The organism is Massilia hydrophila (assembly GCF_020208145.1).
GTDB classification, from domain to species: domain Bacteria; phylum Pseudomonadota; class Gammaproteobacteria; order Burkholderiales; family Burkholderiaceae_D; genus Telluria; species Telluria hydrophila.
Map to the genome: position 1 here is coordinate 360,340 of NZ_JAHYBX010000002.1, position 22,879 is coordinate 383,218.

A 22,879-nucleotide genomic window follows, 5' to 3' on the forward strand; every position below is an offset into this window, starting at 1 on the left:
CGCGCGCCTTTGTATCGGTGCTCCTGCGAGCTGTCTGCGAGGTTTGGTTTTGACGCGAGAGAAGAATCCGAAGGCCGACGATGTCCCCGCCGCCAGCCTGGCTGCCGGCATTCCCGGCCTGCGTGCGGCACTCGAGCGCGCCTGTGACGCGCTCGAGCGCGCACGCCAGGACGGCGCCGTGCTGCCGCCCGCCGCCGGCGCCATCCTGGACGGCACGGCGCTGATCGACGCCCAGCTGCGCCAGGCGCGCGGCCAACTGCTGCACGACCGTGGCCGCCTGCCGCTGGCAGACGCCGGCGGCGCGCGCATCCTCGTGCTGGCCCGCAGCCTGGCCGCCCGGGAGGACGGCCGCATTGAACGTTCAAGCCTCGCGCACTTCCTCGCCGCGCCACCCGCTGGCGCCGCCCTGTGCCTGGCCGAACTACGCCTGTTCCCCGCCGCGCTGCGCCTTGCCCTGTTTGATACGCTGCGCGAGGTCGCCGAGCGTGCGTCCGCCAGCTGCGCCGAGCGGCGCCTGGCCGCCGGCTGGGCCGACCGCATGCTCGACACCGCGACCTACCGCTCGGGCGACCTCGTGCTGCTGGTGGCAGACATGGCGCGCCAGGTCACGCCGCTGGGCAGCAGCTTCGTGGCCGAACTGGCGCGCCGCCTGCAGGGGCAGGGCGGGGCGGTGGCGCAGGCGCTGGCCTGGATCGACGCGCGCCTGCTCGACGAGGGTTCCAGCGTCGGCCAGCAGGTGCAGCGCGAGCGCGACACGCTGGCGGCCGACGGCGCGCTGGCGGATAACCTGTTGGCCAGCCTGCGCCTGCTCGGTACCCTCGACTGGCGCGCACTGGCGGAACAGGCTGGCGCCATCGACGCGTTGCTGCGCGCCGATCCGGACGGCAGCTATCCGCGCATGGATGGCCCCACGCGCGACCGCTACCGCCTGGCCGTCGAGACGCTGGCGCGCAGCAGCGGCCGCAGCGAAGAGACCGTGGCGCAGGAAGCGCTGGCGCTGGCCGGCGTGCACCGCGTCCCCGGCGAGGGGGGACTCGACACGCGCCGCCGCCATATCGGCTACTACCTCGCCGGGCCCGGCCTGGCGACGCTGGAGGCGCGGCTGCAACCCGCGCCCGGCCCGGTGGCGCGCCTGCGGCGTGCCTTGCGTGCGCAACCGGGTACGGTGCCGCTGGCGCTCGAGGCAGGCGCCATGGCGCTACTGACCCTGCTGTTCGCGGCCAGCGTTGTCCTGTGCGCGCGCCGCGAAGGGGCAGGCCTGCTGCTGCAGGTGGCGGTCGCCCTGCTGGCGCTGCCTGGGACGAGCGGGCTGGCGCGCGCCCTGGCCGACATGATGGCGGCCTGGCTGGCGCCGCCGCTGCCCATGCCGCGCATGGATTTCAGCGCCGGCATCCCGGCCGATGCCCAGACCCTGGTGGCGGTGTCCGCGCGCCTGGCGAACGCCGACCAGGTCGACGCCCTGTGCCGCGACCTCGAGGTGCGCTATCTCGCCAACCGCGATCCCGGGCTGCGATTCTGCCTGCTGGCAGACCTGCACGATGCCCCGTCCGAAACCATGCCGCAAGATGCCGCCCTGGTCGCGCATGCGGTGGCCGCCATCGATGCCCTTAACCAGCGTTATGCGCGCAAGCACGACTTCACGACCATCGACGAGGACGGCCATCCCGCCACCGAATGGCGCCGGGTCGAGCCCTTCCTGTTGCTGCAGCGTCCACGCGCGTGGAGCGAGGGCGAGCGGGCCTGGATCGGGCGTGGCCGGCGGCGCGGCCAGCTGGCTGATTTGAACGCCTTCCTGGCCGGCGCCGCGCGTGAAGGTTTCGCGACGACCGCCGGCAGCACCGCCGGGCTGGCCGAGATGCGCTACGTGATCGCGCTCGATGCCGCCACCGATCTGCCGCGCGACACTGCGCGGCGCCTGGCGGGCGCCATGGCGCATCCGCTCAACCAGCCGGTGCTGGACGCAAGCGGGCGCCAGGTGGCCGAAGGGCATGCCTTGCTGCGTCCGGACACCGGCATCGCGCTGCCTGGCCAGCAGGCGAGCCGCTATCAACGCCTGTGGAGCGAGGCACGCGGCAGCTGGGCCGCGCGCCTGCCGGGCGCCGACGGCGAGGAGCGCGCCATGCTGGGCTGGGCCGCGATCTACGATGTCGACGCCGCTGACCAGGTGGCGCGCGCGCATTTGACGCACGAGGCGCTGCCGGCGCCCGGGCTGGTCGATGAAGGTTGCCTGCACGCGGCGCGCGACTGCGGCGTGCGGCTGGAAGAAGCGGCGCCCGCCAGCCATGGCGAGCACGCGGTGCGCCGGCACCGTGCGGTGCGCGCGGCCTGGCAGGTGGCGGGCTGGGTAAGGCGCCGGCTGCCCGCCGCCGATGCCGCGCGCGCTCCGGGCCCGCGCGTGCCCAATCCGATGACGGCCGCGGCGCGCTGGCAGCTGTTCGACAGCTTGCGCGACAGCCTGGCGGCGCCGGCGCTGGTGGCGCTGCTGGTGCTGTGCTGGAGCACGCTGGCGGCGCCCGCGTTCTGGACCGCCGTGCTGCTGGCGCTCCTGTTCCTGCCGGCCCTGCTGGGCAGCCTGCTGGCGCTGGCCGACCGTCCGCACGACGCGCCCTGGCGCCAGCATCTCGACAGCTGGGTGCGCGGCGCGCGCGTGGCCCTGGTGCGGGCCGCCCTGGCCACCGCCTTCCTGCCCCACGCGGCCTGGTGCCAGCTCGACGCGCTGGTGCGCGCGCTGTGGCGCCGCTACGTGTCGCGCCGCGGCCAGCTCGAGTGGCGCCTGCCGGCGCTGGCGCGTCCGGCCGCCGTGGTGCGCAACAACTGGCTGGCGATGTGGTTTGCGCCGGTGCTGGCGGTGGCCATCGCGCTGCTGCTCACCTTTGCCAACCCGTATTCGCTGTTCAGTGCCGCGCCGGTGCTGCTGGTGTGGTTCCTGTCGCCGCTGCTGGCCTGGTGGACCGGGCTGCCGCTGCGCTCGTGGCCGCCGCGGCTGCCGCGCCTGCCGCCCTCGCGCCGCGCCGCGCTGGAGCGCCTGGCGCGGCGCAGCTGGCGCTTCTTCGAAGACCATGCGGGCCCGGCCAACAACTGGCTGCCGCCGGAAGGCGTGCAGGAGCACCCGCAAGCACTGGCCGACGCGCGCAGCACGCCGGCCGGCATCGCCATCTACCTGCTGTCGGCGCTGGCCGCGCGCGACTTCGGGTTCTTGCCCCCGGGCGCGCTGCTGCGCCGCCTGGACGCGTCGCTGGCATCGCTGGCGCTGCTGGAGCGCTGGAACGGCCACTTCCTGGCAGCCTACGACAATGCCACGCTGGCGCCGCTCGAGCCGGCCCGCGTCCTGACCCGCGACAGCGGCTGGATGGCGCTCGGCATGCGCCTGCTGGCGGGCGGCCTGGACGAACTGCCCGATTGCCCGATCGCCGGCGCGCAGGACCTGGACGGCCTGCGCGCCGTGCTGCAGGTGGTGGACGAGCTGGCGCAAGGCCAGCCGCCGCAGGTCGGCACCCTGGTGGCGGCAGCCTGGGCGGCGCTCGACCCGCAGCGCTGCCGCGCGGCCGATACCTTGCCGGGCCTGTGGGAATGCCTGCAGCAGGCCAGCGCCGCCGCCGGTGCCCTGGAAGACGGCCTGCCACAGGACGCCGGCCCGGCGCTGCGCGACTGGAGCGCCTGCCTGGCGGCGCAAGCCCGCACGCTGTGCGACGAGCTGCTGGCGCTGGCGCCCTGGATGCGCGCTTCCCAGGAATACGTGCTCGACGCCAGCCTGACGCGCATTCCGACCCTGCGCGAACTGGCCCGGCTCGACACCGCCCCCGGCGCGCAGCATGGGCTGGCGCGCCTGGTGCGCGACGGCCGCCAGCACGCGGGCAGGCTGCTGGGCGAGTGCGAACGGCTGGCGGCGCAGGCGCGCGGCTTGGGCGCCATGGATTTCGGCGCGCTGCTCGACCCGGCCAGCGGCCGGCTGGCCACGGGCTGCGACGTGCGCGAGGAGAGCCTGGCGCGCACGAGCTGCGACCTGCTGGCATCGGAAGAGCGCCTGGCCAGCTACCTGGCGGTGGCCCAGGACCAGCTGGCGCAGCAGCACTGGTGGGCGCTCGGGCGGCCGATGCGCGTGGCGGGCGCCGAGCAGCTGCTGCTGTCGCACGAGGGCGCGCTGTCGGACTACCTGGCGCCCCAGGTCCTGCTGCCGTCCTGGCGCGACACCCTGCTCGACCAGGCCGGCCGCGCCGCGGTGCGCGTCCAGGTGGCGCACGGCGCCCGCCTGGCCATGCCCTGGGGTTTTGCCGAGTCGGCCTGCCATGCGGTCGATGCCCAGCTGCGCTACCAGGATGGCCGCTTCGGCGTCCCGGCCGCCGCCCTGGCGCGCGGCGCCAGCCAGGACCTGGCCGCCGCGCCCTACGCGGTCCTGCTGGCGCTGCCGGTGGCGCCAGGTCCGGCGCTGGCCAACCTGGAGCGCATGGCGCAGGAGGGCATGTCCGGCAACTACGGCCTGTTCGATGCGATCGACTACGGGCCGGCGCGCCTGCCGCATGGCGAGCGGCGCCACGTGGTGCGCGTGGTCGCGGCGCGCCACCAGGGCCTGGGCCTGCTGGCCCTGCTGCAGGTGCTGCGCGGTGCGCCGATGCAGCGCCGCTTCCTGCGCGATGCCGAACTGCGCGCCGCACTGCCACTGCTGCAGGAAGCGCCGCCGGCAAGCGGCGCCACCGTCATTCCCTTGGGCACGAGTGCGGCGCTCCATGCCGGCCCTGCGCACGGGCGCCGCATCGACCGCGCAGCGCAGGACGCCGCCCTGGCCGAGGTGCAGCTGCTGTCCAACGGCAGCTACCACCTGGTACTGGACAGCGATGGCGCCGGCCGTAGCCTGTGGCAGGGGACGGCCCTGACACGCTGGGAGCCGGATCCGCTCGGCGCGCGCGGCGGTCTGGCCTGCGTGCTGCGCGATACCGGCTCGGGCGAGCTGTGGTCGGCCACCTTGGCGCCGCTGTACGGTGAACCGGAGCGCTACGAAGCCGTGTTCGCCGAAGGCCGCGCGAGCTTCGTGCGCGAAGAGCGCGGCCTGGAAATCGCCAGCGACGCGGTGGTGGCGCCGGACGACGATGCCGAGCTGCGGCGCATCCGCATCCGCAATACGGGCGCCGCGCCGCGCACGCTCGAGGCTACCTGCCACGTGGTGCTGGCCGCGGCCACGCCGCACGCGCGGGTGCGGGTAGATGGGGCGTCGGAAGCGCTCCTGTGTTCCTTCGGGCCGGGCGCGCCGGTGCTGTGCTGCGCCATGCGGGTGCGCGGCGCGGCCGGCGCGCCGGCCTACAGCAGCAGCTGCGCCGATCCGGCCGGCGCGCTGCCGCCGCTGGAGGAAGCGCCGGCGCTGGCGGCGCTGGCGATCCGGCGCAGCCTGGCGCTGGCGCCGGGACAAGAGATCACGCTCGACCTGGTGCTGGGCGCCGCCGCCACGCCCGCCGCCGCGCGCGCGCTGGCGGCGCGCCACGCCGGCCCGCAGGCGGTGGAAGCGGCGATCGAGGCTGCCTGGACCCATGGCCAGGCGGCGCTGCAGGCGGCTGGCCTGGACCAGGCCCGGGCCCAGCGCTTCAACCTCCTGGCGGGCTGCCTGCTGGCGCCGCGCCCCGGGCTGCGCGCCGATGCGGGCATACTGGAGCGCAACGTGGGCGGCCGCGCCGCCCTGCGCGCCCTCGGACTGGACCCGGGACGCCCGCTGCTGGTGCTGCAGCCCGGCCTTGACGGCGGCCTGGCATCCGAGATCCTGCAGGCGCATGCCTACTGGCGCGCACGCGGCTTCGCGGCTGAACTGGTGCTGCTGTGCGAGAACCGTGCCATCCGCGACACGGTGCTGGCGCTGGCGCCGGAAGCGCTCGATGGCGCGCCGGGCCCGCACCTGTTCCTGCTGGACGAACTGGCGCAGGAAGACCGCATCCTGCTACTGGCCGCGGCTGGCGTGCTGTTGCAGGAGGAACGCGGCAGCCTGGCCGACCAGCTGCGCCGCGCGGCCCCGGTGCTGCCCGTCCTGCCAGCTCCCTTTACGCCTCCGGCCGACGCTCCTGCATGGACGGCCCCGCCCGCGCCGGTGCAGGAAGAGACGCTGCGCGGCGATGACGGCGCGATGGGGTTCTCGCAGGATGGCCGCGAAGCCGTGGTCCGCAGCGGCGTGGCGCTGCCGGCGCCCTGGGAACACCCGCTGGCCAATCCCGGGTTCGGCGCGCTGCTGCCGGCCACCGGCCCCGGGCGCAGCTGGTACGGGCAGCGCACGCAGGCCGTGAGCGCGCCGCAGGGCGAAGCCTATTACCTGCGCGACGAGGATAGCGGGGCAGTGTGGTCGCCCACGCCGTGGCCGCTGCCGTCCGGCGCGCCCTACCGCACGCGCCACGGTTTCGGCTACACCCTGTTCGAGCACGAGGCGCACGGCATCGCGTCCGAATTGCGCTGCTTCGTGGCGCACGAAGCGCCGCTCAAGTACGCGGTACTGCGCCTGCATAACCGTTCGGATGCGCCGCGCCGCCTGTCGGCCACCGGCTATGTGCAATGGTGGCTGGACGGGCTCGAGGACGGACAAGCGCCGCCCGGACCACAGGTGGTCAGCAGCATCGATGTCGCCAGCGGCGCGCTGCTGGCCCGCCACGCCTTCGGTACCGGCTTCGGCGACCGGGTCGCCTTCTTCCACGTGGATGCGCCGCAGCCGGCCTACACCGCCGACCGGCGCGAATTCGTCGGCCGCCACCGCAGCCTGGAACGGCCGGCGGCGCTCGCGCGCAAGGGGCTGGCGGGCACGCTCGGCGCGGGGCTCGACCCGTGCGCGGCGCTGCAGGCCCGCATCGCGCTGGAGCCGGGAGCCAGCACCGAGCTGGTGTTCCTGCTCGGCGTGGCGGGCCCGGACAGCCTGGCGGCCAGCCGCGCCGTGCAGCAGCATGGCGGCGCGAAAGGGGCGGCGCTGGCGCTGCGCCAGGTGCACGCCTACTGGGACACGCTGCTGGGCGGCCTGCGCCTGGCCACTCCCGAGCCGGCCTTCGACCTGTGCGCCAACGGCTGGTGGCGCTACGCCGCGGTGGCAGGGACCCTGGGCGGCACGCCGGCTGCCCAGCTGCAGGGTGCGCTGGCAGCGCTGCCGGGCAGCCCGGACACGCTGCGCGCCACGCTGCTGCGCGCCGCGCGTGCGGACCTCGGCGCGGCCGGCGCGCCGGCAGAAGACTTTCTGTGGCTGCCCTGGGCCCTGCAGCGCTACCTGGGCGCGACCGGCGACTATGAGGTGCTGCGCGAGCCGGCCGGTGGGGAGCCGACCAGCGGCACGCGGCTGGCGCGCGACGACCTGTACCAGGTCTGCATGCATGGCCTGCGCGGGTGCCTGCGCTTCGGCGCGCGCGGCCTGCCGCTGCGGGGAGCCGTCATGCACGAGGACGTAGCGGAGCTTGATACGCGGCCGGAAGACCTGCGCTTGGCCTTCCTGCTGGCCACGGTGCTGCAGCGCTTTGCCGAGGTGGCCGATCGGCGCGCCGATTTCGGCTTCGCCACCACCTGCCGCGGCGCGGCGCTGGCGCTGGCGGCACAGGCCGAGGAACATGGCTGGGACGGCGCCGCCTATGCGCTGGACGGCGCCGCGCCGGAGAGCGCCACCCAGGCCTGGGCCGCCATCGCCGGCGCCGACCCTGGCCGTGTGGATGCGGCCCTGGACGCCACCGCCACTGCCGGCAGCGGCGCAGCGCAGGCGCCGCATGCGCCCTGGCTCGGGCTGGCGCTGGCGGGCAGGGGGGCGGGCACCCGCGCCTGGCAGCTGGCACGCGTGCGCTGCGCGGCCACGCCTTGCCTCATGATGGCGCGTGAAGACGCCATCGCTGCGGCCTGGGCCTGCGTGCTGCTGGACGAAGGCCTGTTGGGACTGCGCCCCGGCGTGGGCCGGCTGGCGCTGGCGCCGCTGCTGCCCGAGGACTGGGACGCGCTGCGTTTCCGCTATCGCCATGGCCGCAGCGATTATCATGTCGTGGTGCGGCGCGCCACGGTGGGTGAAGTGCTGGTGCTCGATGGCGTGCCGCAGCCGGAACTGGGGATCGAACTGGCCGATGACGGCCGCGAGCACCAGGTGGAACTGACTGTGGAACGGCGGCCGGGCGATGCGCGTGCCGCTCACGGAAACAACGAGCAAGGAACAAGGACATGAGCTCATGAGCACGAAATCGATCGCGGCCGCCTGCGCCGCCCTGCTGTGCTGCAGCACCCCCGCCGCAGCGGTGGACTGGAGCGACAACGCCATCAGCTACCGCTACGGCACCCGCTTCGCCGAACCTTTCAATGCGGAGCACATCAACAAGCACATCGTCGCCTTTACCCACGCCAGTGGCTACAAATACGGCAGCAACTACCTGAACCTGGATCTGCTCAAGTCCGACAGCCGCGACCCGCGCTCGCTGGGGAGCAGCAGCGGTGCGCGCGAAGCCTACCTGCTGTACCGCCATACGCTCGACATCGGTGCGCTGCGCGGTTCCGAGATCCGCTTCGGCAAGGTCAAGGGACTGGGCCTGACGGCCGGCTTCGACCTCAATCACAAGGACGATGTCGGCTACAACTCGCGCAAGCGCATGCTGGTGCTTGGGCCGACCCTGATGTGGGACGTGCCGGGTTTCCTCAACACCAGCATCCTGTGGCTGCGCGAATCGAATGCACCGAGCGGCGCCTTCCCGCCGATCTCGAACGTGCGCGGGCGCTATACCTACGACACCCACCCGATGTTCGGCGCCAGCTGGGGCATTCCGGTGAGCGAGGGCTGGTCCTTCGAGGGCTACCTGAACTTCATCGCCGCGAAGGGGCTGGACGAAACCGGCAACCCGACCGGGGCCGAGACCAACCTCGACATGGCGCTGATGGTCGACATCGGCCCGCGCTTCGGCCAGGCGCCGAAGAAGATCCGGGTCGGGATTGGCTACCAGTTCTGGAACAACAAGTTCGGCAACACGCGCCGGACCACCGGCGGGGCGGGGCAGCGCGCCAGCACGCCGATGCTGCGCGCGGATTTCCACTTCTAGTTCAGGCGCCCGCCAGTCCGCCCGCGCCGAGCAGGGTCGCGATGCCTGCTGCGGCAAACACGAGGGCCGCGATGCCGTGCGCGATGGCCAGTGCCGCGCGTCCGGCGATGCGCCCGCCGGCAAACACGAGGGGCACGTTGGCCAGCATCATGCCGAACGTGGTGCCGGCCACCACCGCCGCCATCGGCTCGTAGCGCGCCGCCAGCGCGACGGTCGCGACCTGGGTCTTGTCGCCCATCTCGGCGATGAAGAAGGCGAGCGCGGTGGCCAGGAACACGCCATGGCGCCCCAGCGGCGGCTCCTCGCGTTCGCCGGCATGGGGAAGATTCTGGAGCACGGTCCAGATGGCGATGCCGAGGAAGGACAGGCCCAACAGCCAGCGCACCGCCACGGGACCGAGCAACTCGCCCACCAGGACGCCGGCAGCGGCGGAAAACGCGTGGTTGAGCAGCGTCGCCACCAGGATGCCGAGCACGATCGGCAGCGGGCGGCGCAGGCGGGTGGCGAGCAGGAGGGCCAGCAGCTGGGTCTTGTCGCCGATCTCGGCAAGTCCCACGATGCCGGTCGAGACGAGGAATGCATCCATGAAGCGCAGGCTGGCCGATACGAAGCTCAGGTAAGGGGCCCGATCTTAGCAGAGGTGGCGCTCGCGGCAGCGCGCGCCTGTCCGGCGGTGCGCCGCATCCACTTCTCCGCCACGATCGAAAGTGCTATCCTGCCTGCGCCCACAGTCCAGCCGGGCTGATCGACGGGCTCGAACCTTCCACGAGAGACCATGAAGACAAGCACCCTGCTGCGCGCCACGGCCTGCGCCTTTATCTGCCAGTGGAGCGCCTACGCGTTCGCACTCGACCCCCTCAGCTACGCCAGATACGACCAGGTCAAGACCACGGCCCTGCACCTGGACCTGAAGGCCGACTTCACGCGCAAGACCCTGGCCGGCTACGCCGACTTGACCCTGAACTGGATCGACAAGCAGGCCGCCACGCTCGACCTCGATACCCGCGAGCTGCGGATCTCGAAGATCGAGGCGCAGGATGCGAAAGGCGCCTGGCAGCCGGTGAAGTACACCCTCGACAAGCTCGATGCCGAGAAGGGCCAGGCGCTGCACATCGCGCTGCCCGGCCAACCGGCGAAGGTGCGCATCCACTACCAGACCGCGCCGACCGCCCCGGCCCTGCAGTGGCTTACGCCGAAGCAGACCATGTCGGGTAAGTATCCCTTCATGTTCAGCCAGTCGCAGCCGATCGCGGCGCGTTCCTTCATGCCGGTGCAGGATACGCCGGCGGTGCGCTTCACCTACACCGCGCGCATCCAGGCCCCGGAAGGCATGCGCGTGGTGATGAGCGCCGACAACGATCCCAAGGCCACGGGCAAGGGCGGCTGGACCTTCAAGATGCCGCAGCCGGTGCCGTCCTACCTGGTGGCGATCGGCATCGGCGAGCTGGAGGCGCGCACCCTGGGCGGGCGCACCGGCGTGTATGCCGAGCCGCAGCGCATCAAGGCCGCCGAATACGAACTGGCCGACACCGAGAAGATGGTGGCCGCGGCCGAGTCGCTGTATGGCCCGTATCGCTGGGGCCGCTACGACATGCTGGTGTTGCCACCGTCCTTCCCGATCGGCGGCATGGAGAACCCGCGCCTGACCTTCCTGACCCCGACCATGATCGCGGGCGACCGCAGCCTGGTCGACCTGGTCTCGCACGAGCTGGCGCACAGCTGGTCGGGCAACCTGGTGACCAACGCCTCCTGGAAGCACTGGTGGCTCAACGAAGGTTTTACCACCTACGTCACCACCCGCATCCTCGAGAAGCTGTATGGCGAGGAAGTCGCCAACATGAACCTGCAGCTGGAGCAGGAAGAAGCGCTCGACTCGCTCAAGGATATCCCGAAGGCCAAGCAGGCCCTGGTCACGCGCGACCCGGACACCAGCTCCCAGCACTACACGGATGAAGGCCTGGCCTATCCGAAGGGTGCCTGGTTCCTGCGCACCCTCGAGCAGCGCGCCGGCCGCGCCGCCTTCGACCCGTTCCTGCGCGGCTGGTTCGACCAGCACGCCTTCCAGAGCGTGACCACCGACCAGTTCGTGCAATACCTGCGCGCCAAGCTGCTGGCCAAGAATCCGAAGATCATGAGCGATGCGGAACTGGACGAGTGGCTGTACGGCCCGGGCATCCCGGCCAGCGCCAAGAAGGTCGTCTCGACCCGCCTGGCCAAGCTGAACGACACCACCGCGCGCTGGCTCAAGGGCGAGATCACGACCGCCCAGCTGCCAGCCAAGAACTGGAATGCGGCCGAGTGGATGAAGTTCCTGAACGATATCGACAACAAGGCGAATGCGGCCAAACTGGAAGAACTGGACAAGGCCTACGGCCTGGCCAGGACCGGCAACAATGAAGTGGCCTTCCGCTTCTACCGCGCCGCGGTGCACGCAGGCTACCGTGCGATCCGCCCGAACCTGGAAGCGTTCCTGATGAGTGTCGGCCGCCAGAAGTTCGTGGTGCCGCTGTACGGCGCGCTGCGCGCCAATAGCGAGGACCGTGCCTGGGCCGAGCGCGTCTACAAGGCTGCGCGCGAGCGCTACCACCCGGAGACGCAGGGCAGCGTCGACAAGCAGATGAACAAACAGTAAGAGGATGAACCCCGTGCTTTCCATGAACCGAATCGCAGCCGCGGTCCTGATCGCGATGTCCACTGGCGGCGCTGCCCTGGCGCAGACCGCCGCCGTGCCGGCGACCGCCGTCCAGTCCCCGGCCTACAACCTGAAGCTTGATGTCGAACGCGTCATGAAGGAATTCGACGTGCCGGGCATCGCCATCGCCGTGGTCAAGGACGGCAAGGTCCTGGCCGCCCAAGGCTTCGGCGTGCGCAAGCGCGGCGAGCCGGCGCCGGTCGACGGCAAGACCATCTTCGAGATCGCCTCGAACTCCAAGGCGTTTACGGCCGCCGCGCTGGCCATGCTGGTCGACCAGGGCAAGCTGGCCTGGGACGACCCGGTGATCAAGCACCTGCCGGACTTCCGCATGTACGACGCCTACGTCACCGCGGAGATGACGATCCGTGATCTGCTGACCCACCGCAGCGGCCTGGGCCTGGGTGCCGGTGACCTGATGTGGTGGCCGACCACCAATTTCACCACCGACGAGATCATTCACAACCTCCGCTACATCAAGCCGGCGACCAGCTTCAGGAGCAGCTACGCCTACGACAACCTGCTGTACATCGTGGCCGGCAAGATCATCGCCGCCAAGTCGGGCAAGGGTTGGGGCGAGACCATGCACGAGTGGATCCTCAAGCCGGTCGGCATGACGGGCACCACCACCAGCCTGGACGAAAACAAGAACTTCGCCAATGTCTCCGCGCCGCACAGCAAGATCAACGGCAAGGCGGTGCCGGTCAAGCCGATGCCGGTGGCGAACGCCGTCGGCGCGGTTGGCATCAACACCAATGCCGAGGACATCGCACGCTGGATGCAGGTGCTGCTCGATAATGGCAAGGTTGGCCCCGACAAGCGCCTGTGGTCGGACAAGCAGGCGCGCGAGATGTGGACCGCCCAGACCCCGATGACGATCAGCACGCCGCGTCCGCCGCTGGCGGCGACCAAGCCGAACTTCTTCGCCTATGGCCTGGGCTTCCAGCTGCGCGACTACCAGGGCAAGCTGGTGGCCATGCACGGGGGCGCGCTGCAGGGCTTCTATACCCGCGTGATGCTGGTGCCGGAAGCGAAGCTGGGCATCGCGATCTTCACCAACGCCGAGAGCGGGCCGTCGCTCAACGCCCTGCAGTACCGCCTGCTGGACCAGTACCTGGGGGGGGCGCCGACCGACTGGATCGGCCGCATCGCGGCGATCGACCGCGAGAACCAGGCCAGGGAAGCGGCGCGCGTGAAAGGCGAAGCGGCCACGCGCGCGGCGGCGTCGAAGCCTTCGCTGGCGCTAGCCGCGTATGAAGGGGAGTACCAGGATGCCTGGTACGGCAAGGCAACGATCCGCCGCAATGGCGACAGGCTGGTGCTGTCGTTCGCCAAGACACCGGACCTCACGGGGGAGATGGAGCACTTCCAGCACGACACCTTCATCGTGCGCTGGAAGGAGCGCAACTTCAACGCGGACGCCTACGTGACCTTCTCGCTGGACCACGACGGCAGCATCGAGCGGATGCGCATGAAGCCGGTGTCGACCGAGACCGACTTCAGCTATGACTTCCAGGACCTGCTGTTCGTGCCGGTGAAGAAGGACAAGGAGGGCTGATTCACCGCTGGCCGAGCAGCCCACCCCGACGCAGGGTGGGCAGGGTAAAACAGTCCGATGGACTGTTTTACCCCTACGCGTTCAACAACGCCCAGAGGCGTCGCACCGCCTCACTTCCCGTTCCACACCTTCATCATGTCGTCCGAGCCCTGGGTCCGGATGCCGTTGTCCGACAGGATGCCCTCGGTCGCTTCCAGCGCGGCCTTGCGCGGCAGGATCAGGTTCTCGCCGTAGCGCTGGTCGAACTTGAACACCACGAACTCGTCCTTCAGGTCGCGCAGCAGCGCCACCAGGTGGGCCAGGCTGCGCACCCTGGTGCCGTTCACCGATTCCACGACCGACCCGAAGCGGTTGCTGTAGCCGGTAACCAGCTTGTGCGGGAAGAAGGGACCGCTGACCACCACCAGTTCCTCGCGCGCCGCGTCGGGCGAATCGCCGCGCTGCGTGACCAGCGGGCTGTTGTTGAAGGCGTAGGCGGCGGTAGCGGCCGGGTTCACCATCAGGAAGGTGAGGAATTCGCTGGTGGCGCGCGTAAACACCACCGGGCCGTACACGAAATAGGACGGATAGCCGCCGTTCAGGTCGGGGATCAGGAGCGGCCGCGGGCCGCTGGTGGGCACCTCGACCTTCATCGGCTTGCCGCCGCGGACGATGCTCATCGGGACCTTGCCGTTCCTGGCCACCTGCTGGATACGGTACTGGAAGCGCACGCGCAGGTTCGAGCCCAGTTTCACCATGCCCTGGTTGTCGATCGGGTACTCGCCGATGTGGGTGATGATGTCGCCTTCCTTCAGCGGCCAGCTGGCGTCCGTCTTGTAGGGACGGTGCACCAGCGTGCCTTCCACCGAGCGGTCGATCTTCAGGTATTGGCGCAGCGCCGGGTTTTCCAGCGTCTGGGTGCTGTCGTGCAGCAGCGGCTTGCCGTCGTAGCGGCCGTCGGCCACGTCCTTCAGGAACAGCTCGATCTCTTCGTTCGGGATCACGTAGCCGATGTTCTGGGCCCCGGCCGCCATCGAGAAGGCCAGGCCGATCATCTTGTCGCCGGCGATCACCGGGCCGCCGCTGTTGCCGGGGTTGATCGGCGCATCGATCTGGATCCGCAGGCCGGAGCTGAACGAGCCGTAGCCGACGAACTCCACGCGCGAGACGATGCCGCGGGTGGTCGACAGCGAATTGCCGCCCACCGGATAGCCGTAGGCGAACACCGCCTCGCGCACGTCCGGCAGCACGGCCGCGCGCGCGAGCGGCGGACGCTTGTCGAAGAAGGACGGGTCGTCCAGTTCCAGCACCGCCAGGTCGAGGCCGCGCGCCAGCGCGATCACCCTGGCCGACACCTTGTCGCCCGACTGGCTCGCCTGCACCTCGACCTGGCTGGCGTAGCCCACCACATGGGCATTGGTCAGGATGCGCTTGCCCTCGATGATGACGCCGGAACCGGTGACGTCGGCGGGCGACTGCTTGCTCCAGGGTTTATACGGGTCGGGACGGCGCACGGTGGCGAAGATCTTGACCACCGAGTTCTCGACGGCCGGCAGGGCCGGCGCCTGGGTGGCCGACGGCGTCGCCACGGCGGCCGAGGGCGGGGTGGCAGGCGTCGGGCCCGCGGGGGGAGTCGTGTCCTGTGCGTGGACGATGCCGGCCAGGGCGAATGCCACGGCGGCGGCGAGGCGTACGGTTTTCATGGGTTCCTTCGGTGGCGTGCGAAATGATGCAAATCGCAAGAATATACACGCTGGCCGCCGAAGGAAATGCACAAAATTTCACGTTGGGAGGCCGCGCTCCCCGCGCAGGCTTATTGCTTGACGAACTTCAGGGTCATGCGGTCGCTCTCGCCGATCGCCATGTACTTCTCGCGGTCCTTGTCCTTGTTGGCCAGCACCGGCGGCAAGGTCCAGACACCTTTTTCGTGGTCGGCCTTGTCCTTCGGATTGGCGTTGACCTCGGATTTTCCGGCCAGCTTGAAGCCCGCGCTTTCGACAGTCCTGATCACCCACGCTTCATGCACGTAGCCGCTCGAGGCTTTCGCATCCTGCGTCATCGACGCCGGCAGGCGGTGGTCGACGATGCCCAGCACGCCGCCAGGTTTCAGCACCTTGTGGATTTCCCTGAAGGTGGTCTTCAGCGCGTCTTCGCCGTTGCCGACCCAGTTGTGCAGGTTGCGGAAGGTGAGCACCATGTCGACGCTGTTCGGCGCCGCGATCTGGTAGGTGGCGGGCGGTTCGAACACGGCCGGCACGACCTTGTCGTACAGCGCGGGCGCCGCGTCGAACTTGGCCTTGAGCGCCATGCCGCCGCGCTTTTCCGGCACGAAGGCCTGGCCGGCGGCGATCAGCTTGCCGTTCGGGCGCAGGTAGGGCGCCAGGATCTCGGTGTACCAGCCGCCGCCCGGCACCAGTTCGACCACCGTCATGTTCGGCTTGATGCCGAAGAAAGTGAGGGTCTCGTAGGGGTGGCGCGCCGCGTCGCGCGCCTTGTTGGCGGCGCTGCGGTGTTCGCCCGCGATGGCGGCTTTCAGGGCGTCGTCGGCCTGGGCGGCGCCAGCGGCAAGTCCGGCAGCCAGGCCGGCGGCAAGGATCAGTCGTTTCATCGGTTCGAGGTCTCCAGGTGATTGTGCGCGGCCGGACGGGACGCCGCCGCCGCGCCGATGATCGGCCACACTTGGCGGACAGTCAAGTGTTCCATGTATATGCATATGCTAGCCGCAGGCTGTCCGGCAAGTGTCCGCTGCGGACGGCCGGACACCCTCGCGGACAGGCGTGGCGGACAGCGGATAGGAAGCCAGGCGCATACCAAAACATGTACTTGGAAAATGCTTTGATCTGGCACAACAATTGCCTATTCAAAAGCTTAAGTTGCTGCTAAGGTTGACAAGTTTGCCGGGGCCATCCAACCCGGCGAAGAGCTCATTCCGCCGTACATACAAGAGCGGACCGCGTTGTCCACGGGACGCTGCCCAGAAATAGCTTTGATTTCAGGAGACATGATGGAACGCCGTACTTTTCTTAATTTCAGCAGCCTGGCGCTCGCCTCGACGCTCGTCCCCTTTACCCGCGCCATCGCCGCTGAAGAGCTGCTGAGCAGCATGCCGACGGCCGCCAAGAAGGCGCTGGCCGACGTCGCCCTGAACGCCGCCACCAAGGCCGGCGCCAGCTACGCCGACGTGCGCATCGGGCGCTACCTGAACCAGTTCATCACGACCCGCGACCTGAACGTCGAGAACGTGGCCAACACCGAATCGGCCGGCATTGGCGTGCGCGTGATCGCGAACGGCGCCTATGGCTTCGCCGCCACCTCGGACATGAGCAGCGACGGCATCGCCAACGCGGCGCGCCAGGCGGTGGCGATCGCCAAGGCCAACGCCAGGCTGCAGTCCGAGCCGGTGCGCCTGGCGCCGGTCAAGGGCGTCGGCGAGGTTTCGTGGGCCACGCCGATCAAGAAGGACTGGCGCACGGTGCCGATCAAGGAAAAGGCGGACCTGCTCATCGCCGCCAACAAGGCCGGCATGGACGGCGGCGCGACCTTCATGAATTCGATGCTGTTCCAGGTGAACCAGCAGAAGTATTTCGCCTCCACCGACGGTTCCTACATCGAGCAGGACGTGCACCGCCTGTGGGCACCGTTCCAGGCTACTGCCGTGGACAAGGCCACCGGCAAGTTCCGCTCGCGCTCGGGCTTGGGCGCGCCGGTCGGCATGGGCTACGAATACCTGGACGCCCGCCCCGAGCACAAGCTCAAGGCCGCGGGCGGCGTGGCGACGCTCTACACCGGGTCCTATGACCTCATCGAGGATGCGAAGGCGGCCGGCCGCGATGCCAAGACCAAGTTGACGGCGAAATCGGTCGTTCCGGGCAAGTACGACCTGATGCTCTCGCCGGAACACCTGTGGCTCACCATCCACGAGAACGTCGGCCACCCGACGGAACTGGACCGCGTGCTCGGCTACGAAGCCAACTACGCCGGCACCAGCTTCGCCACCCTCGACAAGTGGGAAACCAAGAAATTCAAGTACGGCAACCCGATGGTCAACCTGTTCGCCGACAAGACCACCCCGGGCTCCCTGGGGTGCGTGGGCTACGACGACGAAGGCGTCAAGACCAAGAAGTGGGACATCATCAAGGACGGCATCCTGGTCAACTACCAGGCCACGCGCGACCAGGCCCACATCATCGGCGAGAAGGAATCGCACGGCTGCTCGTACGCCGACTCGTGGAACTCGGTGCAGTTCCAGCGCATGCCGAACGTCTCGCTGGCCGCCGGCAAGAAGAAGCTCACCCCGGACGAGATGGTCAAGGACATCAAGAAGGGTATCTACATCGTCGGCGACGGCTCGTTCTCGATCGACCAGCAGCGCTACAACTTCCAGTTCGGCGGCCAGCTGTTCTATGAAATCAAGGACGGCAAGATCGGCCCGATGCTGGAAGACGTGGCCTACCAGGCCAATACCCAGGAATTCTGGAATGCCTGCTCGGCCATCTGCGACGAGCGCGACTGGCGCATGGGCGGTTCCTTCTTCGACGGCAAGGGCCAGCCGCCGCAGATCAGCATCGTCTCGCACGGCTCGTCGACCGCGCGCTTCAACGGCATCAACGTGATCAACACCGCACGCAAGATCGGCTGAGGCGAGGGACACCATGAGCATCCTGAGCCAAGACCAGACCCGGCGCATCGCCGAGCGCGTGATGTCGCTCTCGAAGGCCGATGAGTGCATCGTCAACATCGAGGGCGCGCGCATCGGCAACATCCGCTTCGCGCGCAATGCGGTGTCCACCGCCGGCCTGTCGGACGACACCCAGATCCAGGTGCAGGTCGCCTTCGGCAAGCGCCAGGGCACTGCCACCATCAACGAGTTCGACGACAAGTCGCTGGAAAAAGCCGTGCGCCGCGCCGAGGACCTGGCGCGCCTGGCGCCGGAGAACCCGGAATTCATGCCGGCGATCGCCAAGACCGGCTACCAGGCCTCCGAGACCTACGTCCAGAAGACCGCCGCCATCGACCCGGAATTCCGCGCCCAGGCCGCCGCCTATGCGATGGAAGCCTGCCGCAAGAAAGGCCTGGTGGCAGCCGGCTTCTTCACCGACCGCGAGACCTTCGAGACCGTGGCCAACTCGAACGGCGTGTTCGGCCACCAGGTCGCCACCTCGCTCGACTTCACTTGCACCGTGCGCACCGAAGACGGGCGCGGTTCGGGCTGGGTCAAGCGCTCGGCGCGCGACGTGGCGCGTTTCGATGCGCGTGAAGCGGCCGATGTCGCCATCGAGAAGGCGCTGCGCTCGGTGGACGCGAAAGCGCTCGAGCCGGGCCGCTACACGGTGGTGATGGAGCCATCCGCCACCAGCGACCTGCTGACCTTCATGATCGGCGGCTTCAATGCGCGCATGGCGGACGAAGGCCGCAGCTTCCTTTCCAAAAAGGGCGGCGCCAACCGCCTGGGCGACAAGCTGTTCGACCAGCAGGTCAACATCTGGACCGATCCCTGGGACAAGGACGTGCCGGTGCTGCCATGGGACGGCAGCATGCTGCCGCGCGAACGCATCCACCTGGTGAAGGATGGCCGCATCAATGCGCTGAACTACTCGCGCTACTGGGCCCAGAAGAAAGGCCAGCGCGCAACCGGCAGCGCCGGCAACATCATCATGGCCGGCACCGACAAGAGCACGGCGGAACTGATCGCGAACACGAAAAAAGGCGTGCTGGTAACCCGCACCTGGTACATCCGCATGGTCGACCCGCAGTCGGTGCTCGTCACCGGCCTGACGCGCGACGGCACCTTCTACATCGAGAACGGCAAGGTCAAGCATCCGATCAAGAACTTCCGCTTCAACGAGAGCCCGGTGAGCATGCTGAACAACATCGAGGAGATCGGCAAGCCGCTGGTGATCGGCGGCGACGAGGCGAATTATTCGATGCTGATCCCGGCGATGAAGATCCGCGATTTCAACTTCACCTCGCTGTCGGACGCGGTATAGATAACGGAAAACCCCACATGGAACGTCGTAAATTCCTCCAAATCGGCGCCGGCACGGCCGGCGCCATGCTGATCCCGGTGTTTGGCCATGCCATCGCCGCCGATGAGCTGATGAGCGCCATGCCGGCCAGCGCCAAGAAGCTGCTGGCCGACGTCGCGCTCAACGCCGCCACCAAGGCCGGCGCGTCCTACTGCGACGTGCGCATCGGTCGCTACCTGAACCAGTTCATCGTCACGCGCGACCTGAATGTCGAGAACATCAGCAATACCGAGTCGAGCGGCGTCGGCGTGCGCGTGATCGCCGGCGGCGCCTATGGCTTCGCCTCGACCAACGACATGAGCCCGGACGGCGTGGCCAACGCGGCGCGCCAGGCGGTAGCGATCGCCAAGGCCAACGCCAGGCTGCAGAGCGAGCCGGTACGCCTGGCCCCGGTCAAGGGCGTGGGCGAGGTGGCCTGGGCCACGCCGATGAAAAAGGACTGGCGCGGCATCCCGGTCAAGGAAAAGGCCGACATGCTGATCGCCGCCAACAAGGCGGGCCTGGACGCCGGCGCGACCTTCATGACCGCGTCGCTATTCCAGATCAACCAGCAAAAGTATTTTGCTTCCACCGACGGTTCCTACATCGACCAGGACGTGCACCGCCTGTGGGCACCGATCAACGCCACCGCCGTCGACAAGGCCAGCGGCAAGTTCCGCTCGCGCGCGGGCCTGAGTTCGCCGGTGAGCATGGGCTACGAGTACTTCGACGCGAAAGCCAGCGACAAGGTGCAGGCCGCGGGCGGCGTGACCACGCTGTACACCAACTCCTACGACATCGTGGAAGACGCCCGGTTGTCGGGCAAGCAGGCGCGCGAGAAGCTGGGCGCCAAATCAGTGGAGCCGGGCAAGTACGACCTGGTGCTCTCGCCGGAACACCTGTTCCTCACCATCCACGAGAACGTCGGCCACCCGACGGAACTGGACCGCGTGCTCGGCTACGAAGCCAACTACGCCGGCACCAGCTTCGCCTCGCTCGACAAGTGGGAGACGAAGAAATTCAAGTACGGGTCCGAGCGCGTGAACTTCGTTGCGGACCGCACCACGCCGGGTTCGCTCGGCCTGATCGGCTACGACGACGAAGGCGTGCGCGCCAAGAAGTGGGACATCATCCGCAACGGCATGCTGGTCAACTACCAGGCCACGCGCGACCAGGCCCATATCATCGGCGAGAAGGAATCGCACGGCTGCTCGTATGCCGACAGCTGGAGCACCATCCAGTTCCAGCGCATGCCGAACGTGTCGCTCGAAGCCGGCAAGGCCAGGCTGACGCCCGACGAGATGGTCAAGGACGTGAAGAAGGGCGTCTACATCCTGGGCCGCGGCTCCTATTCGATCGACCAGCAGCGCTACAACTTCCAGTTTGGCGGCACGCTGTTCTACGAGATCAGGAACGGCAAGATCACCGGTCCGCTGGAAGACGTGGCCTACCAGGCGAATACCCAGGAATTCTGGAACGCCTGCTCGGCCATCTGCGACGAACGCGACTGGCGCATGGGCGGCTCGTTCTTCGACGGCAAGGGCCAGCCGAGCCAGGTCAGCGCGGTCTCGCATGGGTCGAGTACCGCGCGCTTCAATGGCATCAACGTCATCAATACCGCACGCAAGATCGGTTGAAGGGGAGACATACATGAAACAGCTGAACCAGGAACAAGCAAAACGCATCGCCGATCGCGTCATCGGTTTCTCGAAAGCCGACGAGTGCAACGTCTCGATCACCGGCAACCGCACCGGCAACATCCGCTTCGCGCGCAACAGCGTGTCGACCGCGGGCCTGACCGAGGACACGCAGCTGGCCGTACGGGTTGCCTTCGGCAAGCGCACCGGCACCGCCGTCATCAACGAGTTCGACGACAAGTCGCTGGAAAAGGCCGTGCGCCGCGCCGAGGAACTGGCGCGCCTGGCGCCGGAAAACCCGGAATTCATGCCGGCCGTGGGCAAGCAGGAATACCGCAGCACCCAGACCTTCGTGCCAGCCACCGCCGCCATCGACCCGGACTACCGCGCCGAAGTGGCGGCCGCCTCGATCGGCCAGGCGCGCGCCAAGAAGCTCGTCACCGCCGGTTTCTTCACCGACAGCACCAGCTTCTCGTGCGTGGCCAACTCGAACGGCGTGTTCGGCTTCCAGGAATTCACGGATCTCTCCTTTACCTGCACCGCACGTACCGAAGACGGCCGCGGCTCGGGGTGGGTGACCCGCTCGGCGGTCGATGCGCGCCGCTTCAACGCCGCCGAGGCAGCCGAGATCGCGATCGACAAGGCGCTGCGCTCGGTCGACGCCAAGGCGCTGGAGCCGGGCCGCTATACCGTGATCCTGGAGCCGGCGGCGACGTCTGAAATTTTGGGCAACATGTTCAGCTCCTTCAGCGCGCGCGCCGCCGACGAAGGCCGCAGCTTCCTGGCCAAGAAGGGCGGCGGCAACCGCCTGGGCGAGAAGCTGTTCGACCAGCAGGTCAACATCTGGGCCGACCCGTGGAATCCGGACGTGCCGGTGGCTCCGTGGGACGGCGGCACCATGCTGGCCCGCAAGCGCACCGACCTGATCAAGGATGGCCGCGTCGCCTCGCTCGGCTACTCGCCCTACTGGGCCAAGAAGACCGGCAACATCGCCACCGCCGGCCACGGCAACATGATCATGGCCGGCGGCACCAAGTCGCTGGAAGAGCTGGTTCAGGGCACCAAGAAGGGCATCGTGGTCACCCGCACCTGGTACATCCGCATGGTCGATCCGCAGTCGCTCCTGATCACGGGCCTGACCCGCGACGGCACCTTCTATGTCGAGAACGGCAAGATCAAGCACCCGGTGAAGAACTTCCGCTTCAACGAGAGCCCGGTCACCATCCTCAACAACATCGATGAACTGGGCAAGCCGGAAGTCATCGGTGGCGACGAAGTGCCGTTCCAGATGGTGCTGCCGCCGATGAAGGTGCGCGACTTCAACTTCACCTCGCTGTCCGACGCGGTCTGAACCGGGGGCAGCGGCGCGCATATGGCATCCTTCGATTTCTACTTCACCCGCCTGAGCTACGAATCGGGCGACTGGGACGTGGATATCCGTATGCCCAGCAACGTGCTGAACTCGCTGGTCGAGTACACCACGCTGCGGGTGGATCCGGCGGAGCGCATCGTCGCGCTGTCGGATCCGAAGATGCTGCAGGCGCCGTTCTGCTACTTCGCGGGGCACAAGCTGGTGCAGTTCACCCCGCAGGAACGGCGCAACCTGGAAAAATACCTGCGCGGCGGCGGCTTCGTTTTCGTGGACGACTGTAACCACGACATCGATGGCCTGTTCGCGAAGTCCTTCGAGGCCGAGATGACGAAGATCTTCGGCGCCTCGGCCCTGAAGAAGATCCCGAATACGCATCCGCTGTATTCGTGCTTCTTCAAGTTCGACGGACCGCCGACCACCGGCGGGGAACTCAATGGCTGGGGCGACGACCTGGTCCACGATTACCTGAAGGCGATCGAGTTCGGCGGGCGCATCCGCCTGCTGTACTCGAACAAGGACTACGGATGCGAGTGGGACTACGACTTCCGCAACAAGCGGTTCCTCGCGGTCGACAACACCCGCTTCGCGGTCAACATCATTCAATATGCGTTGGGAGCTTGAGCAG

Annotated in this window: 12 protein-coding genes; 9 read left to right on the forward strand and 3 right to left on the reverse strand. The window is 68.8% G+C overall.

The features are described 5' to 3' along the window. Positions 1 to 49 precede the first annotated feature (49 nt). Entirely contained in the window at positions 50 to 8,149 is an 8,100-nt protein-coding gene (locus LE190_RS08755; protein WP_225238350.1) for a GH36-type glycosyl hydrolase domain-containing protein, read from the forward strand. Between the two features lie 4 nt (positions 8,150 to 8,153). Next, positions 8,154 to 9,011 carry an outer envelope protein gene (locus LE190_RS08760; RefSeq protein WP_225238351.1) on the forward strand — a complete coding sequence of 286 codons (858 nt, stop codon included), beginning with the start codon at positions 8,154 to 8,156 and terminating at the stop codon, positions 9,009 to 9,011. Between the two features lies 1 nt (position 9,012). Here the strand turns inward: LE190_RS08760 and LE190_RS08765 are convergent, their stop codons facing one another. Further along, a complete protein-coding gene (locus LE190_RS08765) occupies positions 9,013 to 9,597 on the reverse strand; it encodes a TMEM165/GDT1 family protein (RefSeq protein WP_225238352.1) in 585 nt (194 codons plus the stop codon). 189 nt (positions 9,598 to 9,786) lie between these two features. On the opposite strand from LE190_RS08765, the gene LE190_RS08770 reads away from it, so the two are divergent. Together LE190_RS08770 and LE190_RS08775 are read left to right on the forward strand one after the other, a co-directional pair. Beyond that, positions 9,787 to 11,643 carry a M1 family metallopeptidase gene (locus LE190_RS08770; RefSeq protein WP_225238353.1) on the forward strand — a complete coding sequence of 619 codons (1,857 nt, stop codon included), beginning with the start codon at positions 9,787 to 9,789 and terminating at the stop codon, positions 11,641 to 11,643. A gap of 22 nt (positions 11,644 to 11,665) precedes the next feature. Beyond that, positions 11,666 to 13,261 (forward strand): serine hydrolase, encoded by a 1,596-nt coding sequence (locus tag LE190_RS08775; protein ID WP_225238354.1) that lies wholly within the window; start codon positions 11,666 to 11,668, stop codon positions 13,259 to 13,261. A 110-nt stretch (positions 13,262 to 13,371) separates the two neighbouring features. On the opposite strand, the gene LE190_RS08780 is transcribed toward LE190_RS08775, so the two are convergent. Beyond that, positions 13,372 to 14,943, reverse strand: coding sequence for a S1C family serine protease (locus tag LE190_RS08780; RefSeq protein WP_225238355.1), 1,572 nt, complete (start codon positions 14,941 to 14,943; stop codon positions 13,372 to 13,374). 110 nt (positions 14,944 to 15,053) lie between these two features. Beyond that, entirely contained in the window at positions 15,054 to 15,848 is a 795-nt protein-coding gene (locus LE190_RS08785; RefSeq protein ID WP_225238356.1) for a class I SAM-dependent methyltransferase, read from the reverse strand. A gap of 396 nt (positions 15,849 to 16,244) precedes the next feature. On the opposite strand from LE190_RS08785, the gene LE190_RS08790 reads away from it, so the two are divergent. The 5 genes from LE190_RS08790 to LE190_RS08810 are packed head-to-tail and all read left to right on the forward strand — an operon-like array spanning position 16,245 to position 22,875. Next, positions 16,245 to 17,879, forward strand: coding sequence for a TldD/PmbA family protein (locus LE190_RS08790; RefSeq protein WP_224944290.1), 1,635 nt, complete (start codon positions 16,245 to 16,247; stop codon positions 17,877 to 17,879). A gap of 13 nt (positions 17,880 to 17,892) precedes the next feature. Next, on the forward strand, positions 17,893 to 19,227 hold the full coding sequence (locus LE190_RS08795; protein WP_225238357.1) for a TldD/PmbA family protein: 1,335 nt from the start codon (positions 17,893 to 17,895) through the stop codon (positions 19,225 to 19,227). Positions 19,228 to 19,244: 17 nt separating this feature from the next. After that, a complete protein-coding gene (locus LE190_RS08800) occupies positions 19,245 to 20,882 on the forward strand; it encodes a TldD/PmbA family protein (protein WP_225238358.1) in 1,638 nt (545 codons plus the stop codon). A gap of 13 nt (positions 20,883 to 20,895) precedes the next feature. After that, positions 20,896 to 22,233 (forward strand): TldD/PmbA family protein, encoded by a 1,338-nt coding sequence (locus tag LE190_RS08805; protein WP_225238359.1) that lies wholly within the window; start codon positions 20,896 to 20,898, stop codon positions 22,231 to 22,233. Positions 22,234 to 22,254: 21 nt separating this feature from the next. Beyond that, positions 22,255 to 22,875 carry a DUF4159 domain-containing protein gene (locus LE190_RS08810; protein ID WP_224944242.1) on the forward strand — a complete coding sequence of 207 codons (621 nt, stop codon included), beginning with the start codon at positions 22,255 to 22,257 and terminating at the stop codon, positions 22,873 to 22,875. Positions 22,876 to 22,879: the final 4 nt, after the last annotated feature.

Bases quoted from the DNA above. Each gene is read 5' to 3' on its own strand.
- LE190_RS08800 (WP_225238358.1), top strand. From the start codon at position 19,245: ATGGAACGTCGTAAATTCCTCCAAATCGGCGCCGGCACGGCCGGCGCC.
- LE190_RS08765 (WP_225238352.1), bottom strand. From the start codon at position 9,597: ATGGATGCATTCCTCGTCTCGACCGGCATCGTGGGACTTGCCGAGATC.
- LE190_RS08790 (WP_224944290.1), top strand. From the start codon at position 16,245: ATGGAACGCCGTACTTTTCTTAATTTCAGCAGCCTGGCGCTCGCCTCG.
- LE190_RS08760 (WP_225238351.1), top strand. From the start codon at position 8,154: ATGAGCACGAAATCGATCGCGGCCGCCTGCGCCGCCCTGCTGTGCTGC.
- LE190_RS08785 (WP_225238356.1), bottom strand. From the start codon at position 15,848: ATGAAACGACTGATCCTTGCCGCCGGCCTGGCTGCCGGACTTGCCGCT.
- LE190_RS08770 (WP_225238353.1), top strand. From the start codon at position 9,787: ATGAAGACAAGCACCCTGCTGCGCGCCACGGCCTGCGCCTTTATCTGC.
- LE190_RS08795 (WP_225238357.1), top strand. From the start codon at position 17,893: ATGAGCATCCTGAGCCAAGACCAGACCCGGCGCATCGCCGAGCGCGTG.
- LE190_RS08810 (WP_224944242.1), top strand. From the start codon at position 22,255: ATGGCATCCTTCGATTTCTACTTCACCCGCCTGAGCTACGAATCGGGC.
- LE190_RS08805 (WP_225238359.1), top strand. From the start codon at position 20,896: ATGAAACAGCTGAACCAGGAACAAGCAAAACGCATCGCCGATCGCGTC.
- LE190_RS08775 (WP_225238354.1), top strand. From the start codon at position 11,666: ATGAACCGAATCGCAGCCGCGGTCCTGATCGCGATGTCCACTGGCGGC.
- LE190_RS08780 (WP_225238355.1), bottom strand. From the start codon at position 14,943: ATGAAAACCGTACGCCTCGCCGCCGCCGTGGCATTCGCCCTGGCCGGC.